Source organism: Paractinoplanes ovalisporus (genome assembly GCF_016834655.1).
GTDB classification, from domain to species: domain Bacteria; phylum Actinomycetota; class Actinomycetes; order Mycobacteriales; family Micromonosporaceae; genus Actinoplanes; species Actinoplanes ovalisporus.
Map to the genome: position 1 here is coordinate 860,777 of NZ_JAENHP010000002.1, position 16,557 is coordinate 877,333.

17 protein-coding genes and 1 pseudogene are annotated in these 16,557 nt (G+C 71.5%); 6 read left to right on the top strand and 12 right to left on the bottom strand.

What is annotated here, in order from left to right; all coding sequences use genetic code 11:
- Positions 1 to 16 precede the first annotated feature (16 nt).
- The 6 genes from JIG36_RS09870 to JIG36_RS53980 form a co-directional block, all read right to left on the bottom strand.
- Positions 17 to 1,168: a FecCD family ABC transporter permease gene (locus JIG36_RS09870; RefSeq protein WP_307872641.1), complete on the bottom strand. Its 1,152-nt coding sequence runs from the start codon at positions 1,166 to 1,168 to the stop codon at positions 17 to 19.
- Positions 1,165 to 1,911 (bottom strand): class I SAM-dependent methyltransferase, encoded by a 747-nt coding sequence (locus tag JIG36_RS09875; RefSeq protein ID WP_203375711.1) that lies wholly within the window; start codon positions 1,909 to 1,911, stop codon positions 1,165 to 1,167. The genes JIG36_RS09870 and JIG36_RS09875 overlap by 4 nt, the downstream gene beginning before the upstream one ends.
- Entirely contained in the window at positions 1,908 to 2,834 is a 927-nt protein-coding gene (locus JIG36_RS09880) for an ABC transporter substrate-binding protein (protein WP_203375712.1), read from the bottom strand. Before JIG36_RS09880 ends, JIG36_RS09875 begins: the two co-directional genes overlap by 4 nt.
- A 70-nt stretch (positions 2,835 to 2,904) precedes the next feature.
- A complete protein-coding gene (locus JIG36_RS09885) occupies positions 2,905 to 3,516 on the bottom strand; it encodes a VOC family protein (protein WP_236046209.1) in 612 nt (203 codons plus the stop codon).
- A gap of 213 nt (positions 3,517 to 3,729) precedes the next feature.
- The gene (locus JIG36_RS09890; protein ID WP_203375714.1) at positions 3,730 to 4,110 is read right to left on the bottom strand and encodes an SRPBCC family protein; all 381 of its coding nucleotides are present in this window, start codon (positions 4,108 to 4,110) and stop codon (positions 3,730 to 3,732) included.
- A complete protein-coding gene (locus JIG36_RS53980; RefSeq protein ID WP_203375715.1) occupies positions 4,110 to 5,477 on the bottom strand; it encodes an ATP-binding protein in 1,368 nt (455 codons plus the stop codon). Before JIG36_RS53980 ends, JIG36_RS09890 begins: the two co-directional genes overlap by 1 nt.
- 130 nt (positions 5,478 to 5,607) lie before the next feature.
- On the opposite strand from JIG36_RS53980, the gene JIG36_RS09900 reads away from it, so the two are divergent.
- Entirely contained in the window at positions 5,608 to 6,177 is a 570-nt protein-coding gene (locus tag JIG36_RS09900) for a dihydrofolate reductase family protein (protein ID WP_203375716.1), read from the top strand.
- Positions 6,178 to 6,240: 63 nt separating this feature from the next.
- Entirely contained in the window at positions 6,241 to 7,554 is a 1,314-nt protein-coding gene (locus JIG36_RS09905) for a dihydrolipoyl dehydrogenase family protein (RefSeq protein ID WP_203375717.1), read from the top strand.
- Here JIG36_RS09905 and JIG36_RS09910 read toward each other — a convergent pair.
- Entirely contained in the window at positions 7,541 to 7,903 is a 363-nt protein-coding gene (locus JIG36_RS09910; RefSeq protein ID WP_203375718.1) for a hypothetical protein, read from the bottom strand. The genes JIG36_RS09905 and JIG36_RS09910 overlap by 14 nt on opposite strands.
- Positions 7,904 to 7,946: 43 nt before the next feature.
- The gene (locus JIG36_RS09915; RefSeq protein ID WP_203375719.1) at positions 7,947 to 8,441 is read right to left on the bottom strand and encodes a YbhB/YbcL family Raf kinase inhibitor-like protein; all 495 of its coding nucleotides are present in this window, start codon (positions 8,439 to 8,441) and stop codon (positions 7,947 to 7,949) included.
- Positions 8,442 to 8,531: 90 nt separating this feature from the next.
- On the opposite strand from JIG36_RS09915, the gene JIG36_RS09920 reads away from it, so the two are divergent.
- From JIG36_RS09920 to JIG36_RS09935, 4 genes are all read left to right on the top strand, one after another.
- Positions 8,532 to 9,173: a GntR family transcriptional regulator gene (locus JIG36_RS09920; RefSeq protein WP_307872642.1), complete on the top strand. Its 642-nt coding sequence runs from the start codon at positions 8,532 to 8,534 to the stop codon at positions 9,171 to 9,173.
- Between the two features lie 1,219 nt (positions 9,174 to 10,392).
- On the top strand, positions 10,393 to 11,490 hold the full coding sequence (locus JIG36_RS09925; protein WP_203375720.1) for a GAF domain-containing sensor histidine kinase: 1,098 nt from the start codon (positions 10,393 to 10,395) through the stop codon (positions 11,488 to 11,490).
- 39 nt (positions 11,491 to 11,529) lie between these two features.
- Positions 11,530 to 11,886 (top strand): PRC-barrel domain-containing protein, encoded by a 357-nt coding sequence (locus JIG36_RS09930; protein ID WP_203375721.1) that lies wholly within the window; start codon positions 11,530 to 11,532, stop codon positions 11,884 to 11,886.
- Between the two features lie 358 nt (positions 11,887 to 12,244).
- A complete protein-coding gene (locus tag JIG36_RS09935; protein ID WP_203375722.1) occupies positions 12,245 to 12,520 on the top strand; it encodes an SCO0607 family lipoprotein in 276 nt (91 codons plus the stop codon).
- Positions 12,521 to 13,253: 733 nt separating this feature from the next.
- On the opposite strand, the gene JIG36_RS51765 is transcribed toward JIG36_RS09935, so the two are convergent.
- From JIG36_RS51765 to JIG36_RS53985, 4 genes and pseudogenes are all read right to left on the bottom strand, one after another.
- Entirely contained in the window at positions 13,254 to 14,807 is a 1,554-nt protein-coding gene (locus JIG36_RS51765) for a PEP/pyruvate-binding domain-containing protein (RefSeq protein ID WP_236046210.1), read from the bottom strand.
- Complete coding sequence (locus JIG36_RS09945; protein ID WP_203375723.1) at positions 14,804 to 15,349, bottom strand: PCI domain-containing protein; 546 nt, start codon at positions 15,347 to 15,349, stop codon at positions 14,804 to 14,806. Before JIG36_RS09945 ends, JIG36_RS51765 begins: the two co-directional genes overlap by 4 nt.
- Complete coding sequence (locus tag JIG36_RS09950) at positions 15,346 to 16,134, bottom strand: TetR/AcrR family transcriptional regulator (protein ID WP_307872648.1); 789 nt, start codon at positions 16,132 to 16,134, stop codon at positions 15,346 to 15,348. Before JIG36_RS09950 ends, JIG36_RS09945 begins: the two co-directional genes overlap by 4 nt.
- A gap of 192 nt (positions 16,135 to 16,326) precedes the next feature.
- Positions 16,327 to 16,500: pseudogene (locus JIG36_RS53985) on the bottom strand (TetR family transcriptional regulator); the annotation flags it as partial.
- Positions 16,501 to 16,557 lie beyond the last annotated feature (57 nt).

Here is a 16,557-nt window from a genome sequence, read left to right on the forward strand (position 1 = left end):
GAGGATGATGTCAGTCTCATCGGCTCCTCCAAAGCCGCCGGGAGACCCGGAGCGGCCGGGAGACTCGAAGCGGCCGGGAGACTCGAAGCGGCCGGGAGACTCGAAGCGGCCGGGAGGCTCGAAGCGGCCGGGAGACCCGGAGCGGCCGGGAGAAGAGAGCGGGCCTGCGGAGGAACTGCCGGGGCGCGGGCGAACGGAAGAGCAGAGCGAACACGGGGACGCCCAGCAACGCAGTGACCACGCCGACCGGAAGCTCCTGCGGGGCGAACACCGTACGGGCGGCAGTGTCGGCCCACACCAGCAGCGTCGCGCCGGCCAGGGCGCTCACGGGGAGCAGGCGGCGGTGGCGGGAACCGGTGAGACGGCGTACGAGGTGGGGGACCGTCAGGCCGACGAAACCGATCGCCCCGCTCGCCGCGACCAGCACGGCGGCCAGCACGGCGGTCGCGGTGAAGAGAACGGCCCGCAGGCGGGTGGGCGAGAATCCCAGCGACTGCGCGACGTCGGCGCCGAACGAGAAGGCGTCCAGGGCCGGCGCCGTCGCCCAGCAGGTCAGCAGCACCACGGCGCACGCGGTGCCGCACAGCGCGACCGACGACCAGGTGGCCGCGGTCAGCGAGCCCAGCAACCAGAACAGCGTGGAGCGGGTGCTGTCGGCGCTGGCCGCCGCGACCATGACCAGGCTGGTGACGGCGCTGAACAGCTGGGCCGTGGCCACCCCGGCCAGGAGGATGCGGGACGGCTGGGTCCAGCGACGGCCGGCCAGCAGCAGCGTGACCGCGAAGGCGGCGACGCTGCCGGCGAACGCGCCCGCCGACAGCGCCACGGCCCCGGCGCCGAGACCCAGCACCAGAACGGCCACCGCACCCGTGGAGGCGCCGGCCGAGATGCCGAGCAGGTAGGGGTCGGCCAGCGGGTTGCGGGTCAGCGCCTGTAACGCGGCCCCGCACACGGCCAGGCCCGCACCCACCAGAGCGGCCAGCAGCACCCGCGGCATACGCAGGTCCCACACGATGCTGTCGGCGAGTGCGGGCAGGGGGCGTACGGGGAAACCGGTGTGGAAAGCCACCGACCGCAGCACCTCACCCACCGACAGGTCGGCCACGCCGATCGTCACTGCCACGGCGATGCTGACCAGCAGAACCGTCAGCGCCGCGAAAGCCTTCACTTGCGGGCGAAGACTACGTAGTCGTCCAGGTACTGCCAGACGGTGCCGGTCTCGCGGAACCCGGCCGCGCGCAGGGCCGCCAGATGGAACTCCAAGGGTGCGAGGGGCTGCGGCGGGCGGTCGGCGAACCGCTTCTCGCGTACGGGCATCAGGGCGGCCAGCTCCGGTTCGGCGGCGGCCAGCTCGTACCAGCCGGCGTAGTCGAGCGCCCCGGCCGCGAAGTCGTCGGCCTGGGTGCGGGCGTCGTGGCGCTCCGAGACGGCCCGCAGCGCCGGTGAGCGGTCGTCGTAGCGCAGGTGGTCGGCGTTCATCAGCAGGCCACCGGGCGGGAGCAGCGACGCGGCGTCCCGATAGACGGCGAGCAGGTCGGCCGGGGACAACCAGTGCAGCGCGGTCGAGCTGAGCACCGCGTCCACCGGGCCCACCAGCGACGGCCAGCCGGGCGCCGCCAGATCAACATCGATTGCCCGTACGCCCGTAGCCAGCGCGGCGATCCGCAGGAGTACCGGGTCGTAGTCCACGGCGGTCACGGTCGCGCCCGGGAACGCGGCCAGCACCCGTTGCGAGATGGCGCCGGGGCCGCACGCGAGGTCGAGCACCCGCGGCGTGGGTGAGTCGAGATGCAGTTCGAGTACGTCCAGCATGACCGTGAACCGGTTCTCGCGGTGGGCGACGTACGCGGTCTGCTGCCGGTCCCACTGCCGCAGGAGCCGCCGGGCGGATTCGGAAGTCAGGGTGGTCACAGCCCGGCCCCCACCAGCTCGACCGCGCTGACGCTACGGATCGACGGGTCGAGCGACGAGCCCGGCACGGTGATGAACCGCCCGGCCTTCACCGCGTCCAGCTTCGACGTGACCGGGTTCGTCCGCAGGAATTCGATCTTCGACTGGGCGCTGTCGCCGTCGCCGCCGCGGGTCAGGTCGGCGACCACGATGTACTTCGGGTCGCGGGCCGCGATCTGTTCCCAGTTGCCGGCCGGCCAGGTCTCGCTCGCGTCGGCGTAGACGTTGCTCAGCCCGAGCCGGTCGCTGATCGCGGCGGGCACCCCGCCCTTCCCGGCCACGTAGGGCGTGCTCGTTCCCGAGTAGTACCAGAGCACCGACGCCCCGGCTCCGCTCGAGGGGGCCGCCGCCAGCCGTGCCTTCTGGTCGTCGACGAGCGCGACGCCCCGGTCCTTCACGCCGAAGACCGACGCCACCTCCTCGATCTCGGCGAAGATCCCGTCGAAGGTGAAGCTCTGCGGCTGCGACTCACAGGCGAAGCGCGACAGGTACGCCGGAACCCCGAGCCCGGCCAGGTCGGCGCGCGGACCGGCCGCGTCGGGGGCGTAGGCCGAGGTGAAGGTCGAGTAGACGAAGTCGGGCCGGGTCTCCAGCACCTTCTCGCGCGACGGATACAGCTTGGCCAGCACGGGCACACCGTCGTACGCACTCTGCAAAGCCGGAAGCACGGGGTCGGTCTGGTAGCTCGTGCCCGCCATCCGGCCGGCCAGCCCGAGGCTCAGCAGGATCTCGGTGGCGTTCTGTTCCATCGAGATGGCCCGCTCGGGCGGTGCCGTGATGGAGAGCTGACGACCGCAGTTGGTGATCGTCGTGGCGGCGGCCGGGGTGGCCGGGGCCGCCGCCGACGAGCAACCCGCGACCAGGAGAACTGAAATGAAAGCCATTTTCACAAGGGCGAACCCTAGGCAGGCGGTCGCGGCGGGGTCAAAGCGTCAGCTGCGCATATGAGCAGACCTATCGCGGCAGTTCGGCGCCGGACTGCTCCTTGACCATGTAGTCGGCGTACCAGTCGGGCCAGTTGGCGTCCTCCTGCCCGGTGCGGGCCTCGTGCTCACCGTGGGCGGCCGCGGCCCGGCGCAACGCCGCCGCGAGGTCGGCGCCGCCCGAATACGTGGTGACCGACGGGTCGAGGCGGCCGGGCAGACGGTTGGTGATCTCCTGCAGGATCCAGCCGTTGCCGTCGGGATCGCTGAACGACAGGAACGAGCCGTAGCTGCTGCGCTTCGGGTCCGGCCCCGGCACCCGCCCGTCGGTGCCGCCGTGGTGGAACACGCCGCCGGCGTCGTGGAAGACGTCGCTCGGGTCGGCGCCGGCGCGCTTCAGCTCGTCACGGGCGGCCTCGATGTCGCTGACGATCAGGTGCAGGCCCTGCGCCGTACCCGGGGCCTGGGCCGTGACCAGATGGCCGAAGATGACCGAGGCCGGGGAGCCGGGCGGGGTCACCTGCACCACGCGCAGGCCCTCGTCGGTGCTGAAGTCGGCGTCGAGCCGCCAGCCCAGGCCCGTGTAGTAGGTCTTCGCCCGATCCACGTCCGTGACCGGGACGACGACCACTTCGAGCTTCATGTCCATGACGGTGCCTCCTGCGCTCGTACGGGAAAATGCCGACCCGTCGAGCCTCGCGCCCGGCCACGCCTGATCACATCAGGGATTGGCACTGGTGCGAACTCGGGCCCGGCCGGTCGAGGCTGGGGGCATGACAGCGGATCTCGCGTTGCGCTCCCGGGGCGGGACGGCTCCGATCGCCGCTGCGCATCCGGACCCACGCCCAGGGTGCGCTCATCCGCTGACGAGCCGCGTGAGCGCGAACCGGGCCACCGGCAGATAGAGGAGAACAACCGGGGCGGGACCTTCCACCGCGAGAAGGGTGCGCGTCCCGCCCGCGACCGCCTCCACGGTGTGCCACAGAGTCAACTGCACACCACCGGCCCGCACCACCCACGACCACGCCCGGGGCGCGTCGACACGAAGAACACGAAAGCGCGCCCGTACGCCCGCAGGCCCGTGCACCACGCCCTCGAGCCCGGCCCGGAGGGTCGCCTCGGGAAACTCGACCGACCTGATCTGGGGCGACCATTCGGCCCAGCGGTCCGGCCGCACATACCGTTCCCACACTTCGCCGGCATCCCGCTTCCCCACCACCTCCAGAGCGCGTCGCATCACCTCAGCCTAGGGCCGTTTCCAGCTCGTGGAGGGCCGTCACGACCTCGACGGGCAGATCTCCCACGGTCGCCGCCTTGGCCACAGTCGACGGCGACAGGGGTGCGGTAGCCGTTCGGCGTGAGCCAGGCGTTGAGGTGCTCGAGCACGATCGCGGGCAGAACGTCATGCGCGGTGACGTCGCGCCGCTCACCGCCGAAACGCGCGGCTTGCGATTCGATCGTGTCAGCGGCTTCCGGGGTCGCGGCCTCGACCGCCTCAGCGAGGTGACGCGCCATCACGTCGGGGTCGGCGCCGCTCGCGCCAGCACGGCCGGCCGCGATCACCATCCGGCTGCGGGTCGCCTTGACCAGGGCGAGGTTGTAGTTGGACCCGAGCCCGTCCGCGATCCCGGCCAGCTTCGAGGGCGTGCTGACCCGCTTGCCGCTGCGCTGCCCCCGGTCGATCCACACCACCGACTCGGGCGGCGCCTCGGTCAGCACCTCCGACGAGTGGGTGGCCAGGATGACCTGGGCGTCGCATTCGTCGAGCAGGCGCACCAGCCGGCGCTGCAGATCGGGGTGCAGATAGACCTCGGGCTCGTCGAGCACGATCGTCGGCGCGTCCCGGGCCTGGTAGATGTGCCAGAGCAACTGCAGCCAGATCTGCATGCCGTCGCCGGCCCAGGCGATCTCCTTGGGGACGCGACTGCGCCGTTCGCCGTAGAAGACGCCGAGCCGGTCCGCGGCCGCGTCCAGAATGACCTCCCGGAGTTCGATCTCGGGGATCCAGGGAGCGGCGAAGGCGAGGAAGTCCGGGAGCGTCCCCTCGTTCTTCATGATGAGCAGGTGATTGCGGAAGTGGCGGCTCGTCAGGCGGGTGCCCATCTTCTGCAGCACGTAGGTGGTGTTCTTCAGGTCTTCGACCGGGTCCAGCGGGGTGACCACCGGGACGATGGTCGGGGGCGGGAAATACGCCGGGATCTGTTTGAGCCGGGGCTGCCACTCGTCGGCGTGGTCGAGCCAGAAGAAACCCTCGTGGTCGCTGTAGTCCTCGTCGCCGGGCCAGACGATGTGCACCCGGGCGCCGGTCGTCCAGGTCACCGTCACGCGTGTTCCCTCGCGGGAGAAGTCGTAATAGACAGGGTCGACGCCGGCGGTCTCGGGACGGGGCAGGGCGTACGCCTTCACCGGGCGGCCCAGATCCCGGGCGGTCATCGTCGGGGCCTTGCGCCGGGCCGTGCGCAGGCATTTCCCGGCCAGCGCGACGGCCTCGACGATGGTTGACTTGCCGGCGCTGTTCGCGCCGACCAGGAAGGCGCTCGGCGCGAGCTTGACCTGGAAGTTCTCGAACCCGCGGTAACGCCTGAACTTCACACCCTCGATCACCGTCCCAGCATCGCCGGCGGTCGTGCGCGCCGGGTGGCCGGGCCCGGGGATACGGTGCCTGAGTGCTGGTCGGTGGTGGCGTGGCTCCTGTGGGTTCCGATGTGGCTGAGGTTCAACGGAGGGGGATCGCATGGCGACGTTGATGGTGGACTACATCATTTCGCTGGACGGCTATGGGGCCGGTGAGGGCTGGCCCGGCTTCTGGGGCATGGAAGGGCCGGAATATCTCGCCTGGCTGGAGGAGGAGGGCCGGCAGGAGGTCGTGCAGCTCATGGGCGCGACGACCTACCGGCTGATGGAGGGCTTCGCCGGTCAGGCCGACGACGCCGGGTCGCAGGCCCTCAACGCGGCTCGCAAAGTGGTGTTCTCGTCGACGATCACCGAGCCGTTGTCGTGGGCCAACTCCGAACTGGTCCGTGGGGACGCGGTCGACGTGGTGCGTGACATGAAGAAGAACGAGTCGCGGCCGCTGCGTACGCTCGGCAGCCTCAGTCTGAGCCGGTCGCTGATCGCGGCCGGGCTGGTGGACCGGTTCCGGGTCGTCGTGTTCCCGGTCATCACCGGGATCACCGGGCGCGAGCGCATCTTCGACGGCTATCCGGATCTCTCGCTCGAACTGGTCGCCAGTCGTACCTTCGACGGCCGGCTGCAATTGCTCGAGTACGTTCCCACGGTGCTCGACGGCCCACCTGGCACATGAGCCAGGGCGACACCAGGGCGTTCGACCGGTGCCAAAACGCGCGGCGAGGCGCAGGGTGGAGGCATGAGCAACGACTTCGACGTGATTGTGGTGGGTGGCGGGTCACCGGGGGAACACTGCGCGGGGGCCCTGGTCGAACACGGCCTACGGGTCGCGCTGGTCGAGCGGGAACTGGTGGGCGGCGAGTGTTCCTACTACGCGTGCATCCCGTCCAAGAGCCTGCTGCGGCCGGGCGAGGCCGTGCACGGCGCGCGGGAAGCGGCGGCCACGGCCGAGGTCGACGTCAAGGCGGCGCTGGCCTGGCGTGACTTCATGGTGTCGAACTATTCGGACGCGGGGCAGCAGAGGTGGCTCGACGACAACGGGATCACGCTGCTGCGGGGGAGCGGGAAACTCGCGGGTCCGGGCCGTGTCGACGTGAACGGTGTCGTGCACACCGCCGATCACGTGGTGCTCGCGACCGGGGCCGACCCGATCATCCCGGACATCCCGGGGCTGCGCGAGCTCGACGGGGTGTGGACCAATCGCGAGGCCACCGGCATGAAAGAGGTGCCCCGCCGTCTCCTCGTGCTCGGTGCCGGGCCCGTCGGGGTCGAGATGGCCCAGGCCGTAAGGCGTCTGGGTGGTGAAGCCGTTCTGACCGGGCGCGGTGACCGTGTGCTGCCGCGGGAGGCGCCCCAACTCGGGCAGCAGCTCGGGGTCGCGTTGCGGCGCGACGGAGTGGAGCTGGTGCTCGGTCCGGGCGCGATCGCGGCCCGGCGCGACGGCGAGGACTATGTGCTCACCCTCGAGGGCGGGCGTGAGCTGCGCGGCGACCGGCTTCTCGTGGCGACGGGGCGGGCTCCCCGCGTACGGGAAATCGGTCTGGAAACCGTGGGCGTGAAAGCCGGTGACCGTGGCATTCCGGTTGATTCGAGGCTGCGGGCGGCCGACCGGCTGTGGGTCGTGGGCGACGCGACCGGGCTGTGGATGCTGACGCACGTGGGCAAATATCAGGGCGAGGTCGTCGCCGACAACATCGCGGGGCTCGATCGCCAGGCCGATTACCGGGCGGTGCCGCGGGTCGTGTTCACCGATCCGCAGGCGGCGGCGGTCGGCGACATCGAGGCGCCGGTGAGCATGACGGTCGACCTGTCCGGCGTGGCCAAGACCGCGACCTACACCCACGCGTACGCGGAATCGCCGGGTTTCCTCACGCTGCTCAGTGACGGTGAGGTGCTGGTGGGGGCCTACGCGCTGGGGCCGGAGGCCGGGGAATGGTTGCAGCAGGCCACTTTGGCGATCCGCGCGCGCGTTCCGATCGAGGTGCTGCGCGACACCATCCAGCCGTTCCCGACGTTCTCCGAGATCTTCGTGGCGGCGCTCAAGAGGCTGTGATGCCGGCCTTCGCGTCCAGTTCCTGGAGCAGGTCGTGGGCGGCGAGCTCGATGTCCTTGTGCCGCCACTCGGAGGCGCGGTAGACGCAGGCGATCAGCCCGGTGCGGTGCAGGCGGCGCAGGTCGCCGTAGACGAACGCGTACCGGGCCTTGGTCTCGTCGGCGGCGCCGTCGGTGAGGCCGAGGTGCCAGTCGGCGTAATCGTCCCAGGAATGCTTGTCGAGGAACGCGTTCTCGGCGTCGGCGCGGGGTTGCACGCTGCCCCAGTCGCTGTCCAGCACGTACTGCTTGGACTCGATGAGCTGGCGCGCCCGGCGTACGGCGGATGGGTTGACCTCGTACTTGGCCATGTTCCCCTTCTACCCCGCCGGGCGCGCCTCTCACCCTTTCCGGCTATTCGTTGATCGCCGTGGCCACGATGGTGGCCCGGCCGAGGATGTGGCCGGCCATCGTGAAGCCGAGGATCGCCGGGGTGGCGTCCGCGGGCACGCCGATGTCCTCGACGTCGAGCGCGTGCACGGTGATGAAGTAGCGGTGCTCGCCGTGGCCGGCCGGCGGGGCGGCCCCGACGAACTGGGCCAGCCGGGCGTCGTTGGGGATTGTGTAAGCCGGGGCCGGGAGGGTGTCGACGCCCTCGGGCAGTGAGGTGACGGTGGCCGGGATGTTGGCGACCGCCCAGTGCCAGAAACCGGAGCCGGTGGGGGCGTCCGGGTCGTAGACCGTCACGGCGTAGCTCTTCGTGCCCTCCGGGGCGCCGTTCCAGCTGAGCTGGGGTGACCTGTCCTGTCCGGAGCGCTGGGCGTCGGGCAGGGGCCCGCCGTCCTTCACCGATGTGCTGGTGACGGTGAAGGCAGGGACCTCGGGCAGGCGTGCGAACGGGTTGTTCATGGTTTTGCTCCCTGGTTAACGCTTGGACTGTCTCGTTCTCTCCGTCGATTAACTTACATATAATCGATTATCTGCGGTAGGGTGATCAGCGTGACACCGTCCGAGAAGGTCTACGCGTCGCTGCGGTCGGCGGTGCTGCGGGGCGAGTTCGCGCCGCGGCAGGCGCTGAAGCCGCAGGAGCTCGCCACGCGGCACGGGGTGAGCCTGGCCGTGGCCCGCGAGGCGTTGCTGCGCCTGGTCGGGGAGGGGCTGGCCGACCGTCTGCCCAACCGGGGTTTCGCCGTTCCCGCCACCGGCGCCGAACGCTGGCAGCAGATCGCCGAGACCCGCTCGATCCTCGAGCCGGCCGCGTTGCGCCTGGCCATCGACCGGGGCGACCTGGAGTGGGAGGCCGCGGTGCGGGCGGCCCACCACCGTCTGGCCGGCACGCCCCACTTCGACCGCGAGGGCGACACCCACCTGAGCGACGCGTGGTCCGAGGCGCACCGCCTCTTCCACCGGACGCTGCTCTCGGCCTGCGGCAACACGATCCTGCTGGAGACTTTCGACCGTTTGTGGACGGCCGGCGAGCTGGCGCGTCGCTGGTCGGTGCTGGGCGACCCGTCCCGCGACGCCGCGGCCGAGCACCAGGCCCTGGAGGATGCGGCGCTGTCCCGCGACCCCGACCGGGCGGCCGATTTGTTGCGCCGCCACGTGTTGCGGACGGCCGAGGGCGTACGGGCCTTGTCTTAGCCTTCCGCGGCGCCGACCGTTCGCGCGTCGGCGTCTCGGTCGCCCGCCCGCGTTGTCCTGCGCCGCATGGCCCCAACCCCTGCTGCATCGCCGCGCCGTCTCTTCCGCGTCGCCCCGCGCCCTCCCACGCCGCGTTGTCCCACGCCGCGTTGTCCCACGCCGCGTTGTCCCACGCCGCGTTGTCCTGCGCCGCGTTGTCCTGCGCCGCGTTGTCCTGCGCCGCGTCGCGCAGTCCCGCTGCGCCGTGTGCTTCCGTGCCTCCCGCCCCGCGTGGTCCTGCGTCGCATGGCCCCATCCCGTGCCGCATCGCCCCCGCGTCGTCGTGCCGTCCCTTCCCGCGTCGCTCCGCGCCCTCGGACACCGCGTTGTCGTGCGCCGCATGGCCCCATCCGGTGCCGCATCGCCCCTGCTGCACCGCCCGCAGTCCCTGCCCGCGTCGCCCCGTGCCCTCCGGCGCCGCGTCACCCCAGTCCCGCTCCGCCGTGTCCGCCTGCGCCATGCCGTGCCGAGCTGCGTCGTCTTGCGCGCTCCCCGTATCGCACTGCTCCTGCGCCGCTCAGTCCAGGCGTCCTCTCGTGCCGCCTCCGCGCTGGCCCGCTCCGCCCTGCGCGCTCCCGCCCCCTGTGCTCTCCCGATTCACCCGCATTGCCGTCCAGGATTGAGCATTCCTAGCCTCCTAGGATGCCCAAGGGGGTGTGCAGTGCGCCGAACTGTCGCCCACGGCACGCGGCACCGGTGGCGACGCAGGCGGCGCGGGTCAGCTCTTCGGAAGTCATGGCTTTCGGATCCGGGTGCCGAGGGGCAGGAGCTCGTGAACCACCACAGCTGACCTCTGGGCACACGCGGCACCCGTAGGCGATACGGGCGGTGCGGATCGGCACGTCGGATTCATGGCATTCCGGATCTGGGTGCTGAGAGGCGGGCGCTCGTGAACCACCACGGCCGACGCTCTGGACACGCGCCGCACCGGTGGGCGAGGCAGGCGGCGCGGGTCGGCTCTTCGGAAGTCGTGGCCTCGCGGATCCGGGTGGCGGTGGCGGGCCGGCCGCGTTCGGCGGGTTCGCTCCCGCACTGCACCGGGCGGGATCCGCAGTCATCCGGGGCGGGTGCCGATTTATGCCCTGTCCGGAAGTGGTCATCGCAGGCGGGGGGAAGAAGAGCAGTGGGGTCGTCGATCATCGAGCCGCGGCACGTTGCGGCGGGGAGTTACCGCGCCGCGGTGGCGGATGTTCCGGACGTGCTCGAGCTCGTCGCGGACGTGTGCCAGGCACCGATGGTCGCCCTCAAGGTGGCCGACGAGGCGCACGCCCACTTCGCGGCGACGCTCGGCATGCCCATGGCAGTCGACGTGCCCAAGTCGCGGTCGCTGTGCGACATCGTGGCCGGGCGGAACGACGCCATGGTGGTCGACGACGCGCCGCACGATCCCCGGCTGGCCGACCACCCGCTGGTCTCGGGTTCCGCGCACGTCAACTTCATCGCCGCGGCCCCGCTGCGGCACGACGGGCACATCGTGGGCGCGTTGTGTGTCTTCGACAACGGCCGGCGGGCCATCGACGCCGACACCACGCGCCGCTACCTGGAGCGGCTCGCCCGGCGCGTCGACGCCGAGACGGGTCTGCGGCACCTGCTGGACAACCGTTCTCCGCTCGCGCTCGCCGGTCAGGAGGACCTGCTCGCCACGGTTTCGCACGAGTTCCGTACGCCGTTGTCCGCCATCCAGGGCTACGTCGAGTTGCTCAACGGCGTTCCCGGCGCGGTCCCGCCCGCGTTCGCCCGTCAGCTCGACGCGATCAGCCGTAACGCCGGCCGCCTCTGCCGCACCGTCGACACCCTGCTGCGGGCCGCGCACCAGCACAACCATGAGCCCGTCGGCGACCGCCGTACCGTCGATCTGGCCTGTGTCACCGCCTCGGTGGCCGCGGCGCTGGGTCCCGCCGCCTCGCGCATCGTGCTCACCAGCCCGGGACAACCGGTTCCCGTGTACGGGGACCCGCAGCTGCTCGAGGTAGCCATCGGTCACCTGCTGAGCAACGCCCTCGGTTACAGCCCGTCCGACCAGCCGGTGCTGGTCTCCGTCACCGGCGGCCCCTGTCCCGGGCTCGAGATCCGTGACTACGGCCCCGGTCTGGCCGATCACGAGCTGAGCCTGCTCGGCACGCCGTTCTTCCGCGGCGCCGACGCCCGGCTGGCCGAGGCGCCCGGCATGGGCCTGGGCCTGGCCGTGACCCGCGACATCATCCGGGCCCAGGGCGCCGAACTGCACTTCACGAGCCCCGCCGGCGGCGGCCTGGCGGCACACGTCGTCTTCGGCTGACGGCGTTTTCGCCCACCGGCCGCGGGGCATCCGAGTCGTATGTTCCCAGCTGAGAATCTGCGCGACTGGCGCGGCGAGAAGGTCATCGACCCCGAAGGCGACAAGATCGGTGACTTGGAGGCGGTGTACGTGGACACCGCAACCGACGAGCCCGCTTTCGCGACCGTCCGGGTCGGCTTCATCGGCAGGCACCGCTTGGCGTTCGTGCCGCTGAGCGGAGCCACCGTACGCCCCGACGCCGTACGGGTCCGCTACGACAAGAAACTGGTAGGCGCCGCCCCCACCATCGAGCTGGACGGCGAACTGGCCGCAGCCGACGAGGCCGGAATCTTCGCCCACTACAGCCTGCCCTACCAGACCGGCACCGCCGGCGAGCGCCGCCTCGCCCGCCGCTAGCGCTCGCCAGCGGTCGTCGCTTCGCCCGCCGCCGGCGCTCGCGCGCGAGCGTCGCTTGGCCGGTCGCTGGCACTCGCACGTGGGCGTCGCCTGGTCCGTGGGTTGTAAGGCACGCGGCGTCGCTTGGCCGGTCGCTGGCTCTCGCACGTGGGCGTCGCCTGGTCCGTGGGTTGTAAGGCACGCGGCGTTGCTTGGCCCGTGACTCGCGGCCGTCGCTGCCGTTGGCTGGCGGCGTCGTCTGGCCCGCCGTTGGGCACTCGGGCGCAAGCGCTGTCTGGCCCGTCGCCTGGTACCCGCCGGTAAGCGCTGCCTTGCTCGCCGCTAGGCAGCCCGCCTGAGATCCGGGAGAATTCGCCCCATGAGTCTGCGTCGTCCCGTTGCCCTGGCGTTGGCCGCCACAAGCGTCGCCATGCTCCTGGCCGGCTGCATCCAGGACGCCATCTGCGGTTCCGACGACTACCCGGTCCTGCAGACAGGCGGCACCGGCCGGCAGTGCGTGCCGAGCGACCAGGATCCGCCCGCCGGTTTCTCCCGCTTCCCCGAGGGCCAGGAGCCCAAGCACGTCGACGACGAGTGGGACGTCTACTGGCGCACCCACACGGTCGACCAGTCCGGCAAGACCATCAGCGCCTGACAAGCCTCGTGCACTGAAACCCGCCGGCATTAAGTCGCCGACGCACTCAATCGCCGACCAAATCCGACCGGGCAGCACATTCGAGGATCCGCCCGCACTGGAGCACCCGTCCCGGGTCGACGGCCGGTGGAGGGACGCGGTGGATGGTGGAACCGGTGGGCGGACGCGCGGTGGCAGGTCCGGTGGCGCACTGGCAGATCCGGTGGGTGGACGCGTGGTAGCGAGTCTGGTGGGCGGACGTGCGGGTGGCGGAACCGGTGGGTTGACGTGCGGTGGCGGATCCAGTGCGCGGACGCGTGCTGGCAGGCCCGGTGGGTGGACGCGCGGTAGCGAGTCTGGTGGGCGGACGTGCGGGTGGCGGAATCAGTGGGCGGACGCGTGCTGGTGGGCCCGGTGGCGCGCTGGCAGGTCCGGTGGGTGGACGCGTGGGCGGCGGAATCAGTGGGCGGACGCGTGCTGGCGGGCCCGGTGGCGCGCTGGCAGGCTCGGTGGGTGGACGCGCGGTAGCGAGTCTGGTGGGCGGACGTGCGGGTGGCGGAATCAGTGGGCGGACGCGTGCTGGTGGGCCCGGTGGCGCGCTGGCAGATCCGGTGGGCGGACGCGTGGGCGGCGGAATCAGTGGCCGACGCGTGCTGGCGGGCCGGGTGGCGTACTGGCAGATCGGGTGGCGGACGCGCGGTGGCGAAACTCGTGGTGGCAGATCCGGTGGGCGGCGGAACTTGTGGGCGGGGTGTCAGTGTCTGTGGGTGGCTGCGGCCCATGTGAGCAGGCGGCGCAAGTGCGGGTCGGACTCGCCAGGGGCGCTCGGGACCTCGCCCAGGGCTATCTCGCCTGAGCTGCCGTCGATGGTGATGAGGGTGCCTTCGGTGAGCTGGTCGAGGCCGGCGGCTCCGACGACTGCGGGTTTGCCCAAGCCGCGCGCGACCACGGCGGCGTGGCTGGTTGGGCCGCCTCGGGACGTGACGACGCCTGCGGCTGCGGCCAGGCCGTGCATGTCGAGCGGGGACGTGACGGGGCGGACGAGGATGACGGGGCCGGACATGCGTACGGCGTTGTCGGCGGTCAGCGCGACGCGGCCAGTGGCTACGCCGGGGGAGGCGCCGCGGCCCCGGGTCAGGATCTCGGCTGCGGCCATCCGGGGTGTGACGGCGGCCTTCAGCTGGTGAGGGGAGACCCGGCGGACGGCCTCGGAGCAGTCGATCAGGCCTTCGTCGGCGAGGTCTACGGCCACGCGGACGGCGGCGCGTGGGGTGAGGCCGCCGGGGCGTACCTGCAGTAGCCACAGGCGGCCCGACTCGAACGTGAACTCGACGTGGCAGGCGTCGCGGTAGTGGGCTTCGAGGCGGGTCAGGGCCGACACGAGCTCGGTCCACACCGTGGGTTCGCGGTCGTGCAGCGCGGTGAGAGGGAGGGTGTCGCACTCGCCGGAGACGACGGCGTCGCCCCGGTCGCCGAAGAGGACGTCGCCGTAGGGTTCCGGTGAGCCGCTGCCCGGGTTGCGGCTGAAGGCGACCCCGCTGCCGCTTCGGTCGTCGCGGTCGCCGTGGACCATCGCCTGCACGATGACGGCCGTGCCCAGGTCGTGGGGGATGCCGTGCAAATCGCGGTAGGCCACCGCCCGCCGCGTGTTCCATGACTCGACGACTTCGTGTACGGCCGGCGCGACCGGGCCCCGGACGTCGAGGACGGTGTTCATCATGCCGGGCATCGACACCGCCGCGCCCGACCGCACCGACACCGCCTCGGCCCCGAGCCGCACCACAGCAGTCTTCAACGCCTCATCGGACGGCAGCAGACTGCGGTGAGCTCGGACGTCCGTCCAGTTGGCGGGTGCGGGCCGAGCGGGATCGTAGGTGGCGGTCGTGGGCGCCGAAGGGGCGAGCTGGTCGGGGTCGGGGGTGGCGGCCGCGGGCGGTGAAGGAGCGGGGTGGTGGGCGGCGGTCGCGGGCGACGAAGGGGCGAGCTGGGTGGGGTCGTGGGTGGCGGTTGCGGGCGGTGGAGGAGCTGGCTGGGTGGGGTCGTGGGTGGCGGTTGCGGGCGGTGGAGGAGCTGGCTGGGCGGGGTCAGGGGCGGCGGTTGCGGGCGGTGGAGGAGCAGGCCGGACGGCGTCGTGGTTGGCGGTTGGGGGCGGTGGAGGAGCGGGCCGGCCGGCGGGGCGGGGTGGGATGGCAATGACGAACGCGGCGGGCACGGGCAGGCCCAAGCGCATCAAGGTGACCAGGCCCTGGGCCTTGGCGCCGATCAGGGCGGTGGGCTGGGTGAGGTGAGGGGACAGCCAGAAGATCATGTGCGGGGGATTCCGAGTGTGGTCAGCAGGTCTTCGTGGAGCTGGAACCAGATCACGTGGTAGGAGGTCATCGAGTCGGTCAGTTCGGCCATGTCGCCGGCCTGGGCCCGGGCCAACGCTGCGTTCAGGCGTTCGCGGTAGCGGGACAGGCGGGGGAGTGCGGCGAGGACCGGGCCTACGCGGTCGTTGAGGTCGCTGAAGTTTTCCAGCACCCGCTTCTTGTTGATGGTGGCCTCGTCGCGAAGTTGCCAGGCCGAGCACAGGTCGAGCAGTTCCAGGTTGAGGACCAGGAAGTCGCCGTACGCGGCTCGGACTGTGAAGCGTTGGCCGGAGGCGTCGAGGTCGGCCGTGGTCTGGTCGGCGTCGGCGGTTTTGCCGGCCTCGGTCAGGCCCCAGATGCCGGTTGAGCGGGTGACCAGGCCGTCGACGGCGAGGTCGATGAGCTCGGACTCGACCTCGGGTTCGGGGAGGCCGGCCGCGTCGGCGATGCGGGGCAGGGAGGCGTGGCCGACGCAGCGCAGGGTGTGCAGGACGAGGTTCATCGGGTGGCCGCCGCGTGTCCGGCGCCGCGGCCGTCGGCTCGGGCGATGATGGTGCCGGCCTCCAGGCGTACGGCGGATTCGGTGTCTCTGGATGTGGGGGCGCCGGTTGCTGTGGCGAGCGCGCCGGAGTCGTCGAGGACCACGCGGAGCCGGGGGCGGATCGCGGGGCCGAAGACCCGGCGCAGGGTGGTGGTGTGGTCGGTGAGTCGCAGGCGCACGAGGGCTCCGGTTTCAGCGGGGTCGTCGGTCACGAGGGCGACGGTGACCACATCGGTGGGGTGGGCCGCGCGGACGGCTTCTTCGGCGGCTTCGAGGCGGTCGGTGCCGAGCACGACGAGCACGCTGTCGGGGGCGATGTCGGTCGGGAGGCCGCTGAGCTCGTCGGTCAGGTCGTCGGGGGGTGTCCACGGGTCGTGGGCCGGGCGGGCCGCCGCGACGTACGGGAGATGGGGTGGGTCCCAGTCGTCGGCGAGCGGGAGGCCGGCCAGGTGACGGCAGGCGGTGGCGACGTCGAACGGGTCGCCGAAGCCGGGCGCGGTCTCGGCCAGGTGGGCCGCGCCGTGCAGGGTGGTGAGGATCAGCTCGGCCAGGCGCACCCGGCGGCCGGCTTCGCGGGCCGGGCCGGTCGACTCGAGGGCGAGGGCCAGCAGCAGCGCCTCGAGCCGGGTCACCTGGGCCAGGGTCGCCCGGCCGCGTTCGTCGTCGGCCACGCCGGTGAGCGAGCGGCCCCGCAGTTTGCCCGCGGCAGCGTCGTCGACGGCGAGCGGCAGCCGTTCGAGCCACACCCGCGCGAAGCCCTCAGCAGCGGAAGCAAGATCAGCCGGACCCGACGGAGCCGAGGCGCCAGAAGCCGGACCCGACGGAGCCGAAGCACCAGAAGCCGGACCCGACGAGGCCGAAGCCCCAGAATCAGGCATGCCGGAGAGAGCGGACGCATCAGAAGAGGCCGGTAGCGAAGAGAGAAGGACGGCCAGATAAAGCGACCTCTTACTAGGAAAGTTCGAATAAACGGCCCCCCGAGTCAGCTCGGCCCGCTCAGCGATCCGATCAACCTTGGCCTCGGCAAACCCGAAATGCGAGAACTCCCATTTGGCCGCCGACAGCACGGCACCCCTGGTCCGCTCCTGCTGCTCCGCCCGGGTCAATCTCATGCAAGGCACGATACTCCCACCATCCCGATGATCGGAACATCTGAAACGGAACTCAGT

Excerpts from the sequence above, each read along its gene's own strand:
- JIG36_RS09880 (WP_203375712.1), bottom strand. The coding sequence starts at position 2,834 with ATGGCTTTCATTTCAGTTCTCCTGGTCGCGGGTTGCTCGTCGGCGGCG.
- JIG36_RS09885 (WP_236046209.1), bottom strand. The coding sequence starts at position 3,516 with ATGAAGCTCGAAGTGGTCGTCGTCCCGGTCACGGACGTGGATCGGGCG.
- JIG36_RS09890 (WP_203375714.1), bottom strand. The coding sequence starts at position 4,110 with ATGCGACGCGCTCTGGAGGTGGTGGGGAAGCGGGATGCCGGCGAAGTG.
- JIG36_RS09900 (WP_203375716.1), top strand. The coding sequence starts at position 5,608 with ATGGCGACGTTGATGGTGGACTACATCATTTCGCTGGACGGCTATGGG.
- JIG36_RS09905 (WP_203375717.1), top strand. The coding sequence starts at position 6,241 with ATGAGCAACGACTTCGACGTGATTGTGGTGGGTGGCGGGTCACCGGGG.
- JIG36_RS09910 (WP_203375718.1), bottom strand. The coding sequence starts at position 7,903 with ATGGCCAAGTACGAGGTCAACCCATCCGCCGTACGCCGGGCGCGCCAG.
- JIG36_RS09915 (WP_203375719.1), bottom strand. The coding sequence starts at position 8,441 with ATGAACAACCCGTTCGCACGCCTGCCCGAGGTCCCTGCCTTCACCGTC.
- JIG36_RS09930 (WP_203375721.1), top strand. The coding sequence starts at position 11,530 with ATGTTCCCAGCTGAGAATCTGCGCGACTGGCGCGGCGAGAAGGTCATC.
- JIG36_RS09935 (WP_203375722.1), top strand. The coding sequence starts at position 12,245 with ATGAGTCTGCGTCGTCCCGTTGCCCTGGCGTTGGCCGCCACAAGCGTC.
- JIG36_RS51765 (WP_236046210.1), bottom strand. The coding sequence starts at position 14,807 with ATGATCTTCTGGCTGTCCCCTCACCTCACCCAGCCCACCGCCCTGATC.
- JIG36_RS09945 (WP_203375723.1), bottom strand. The coding sequence starts at position 15,349 with ATGAACCTCGTCCTGCACACCCTGCGCTGCGTCGGCCACGCCTCCCTG.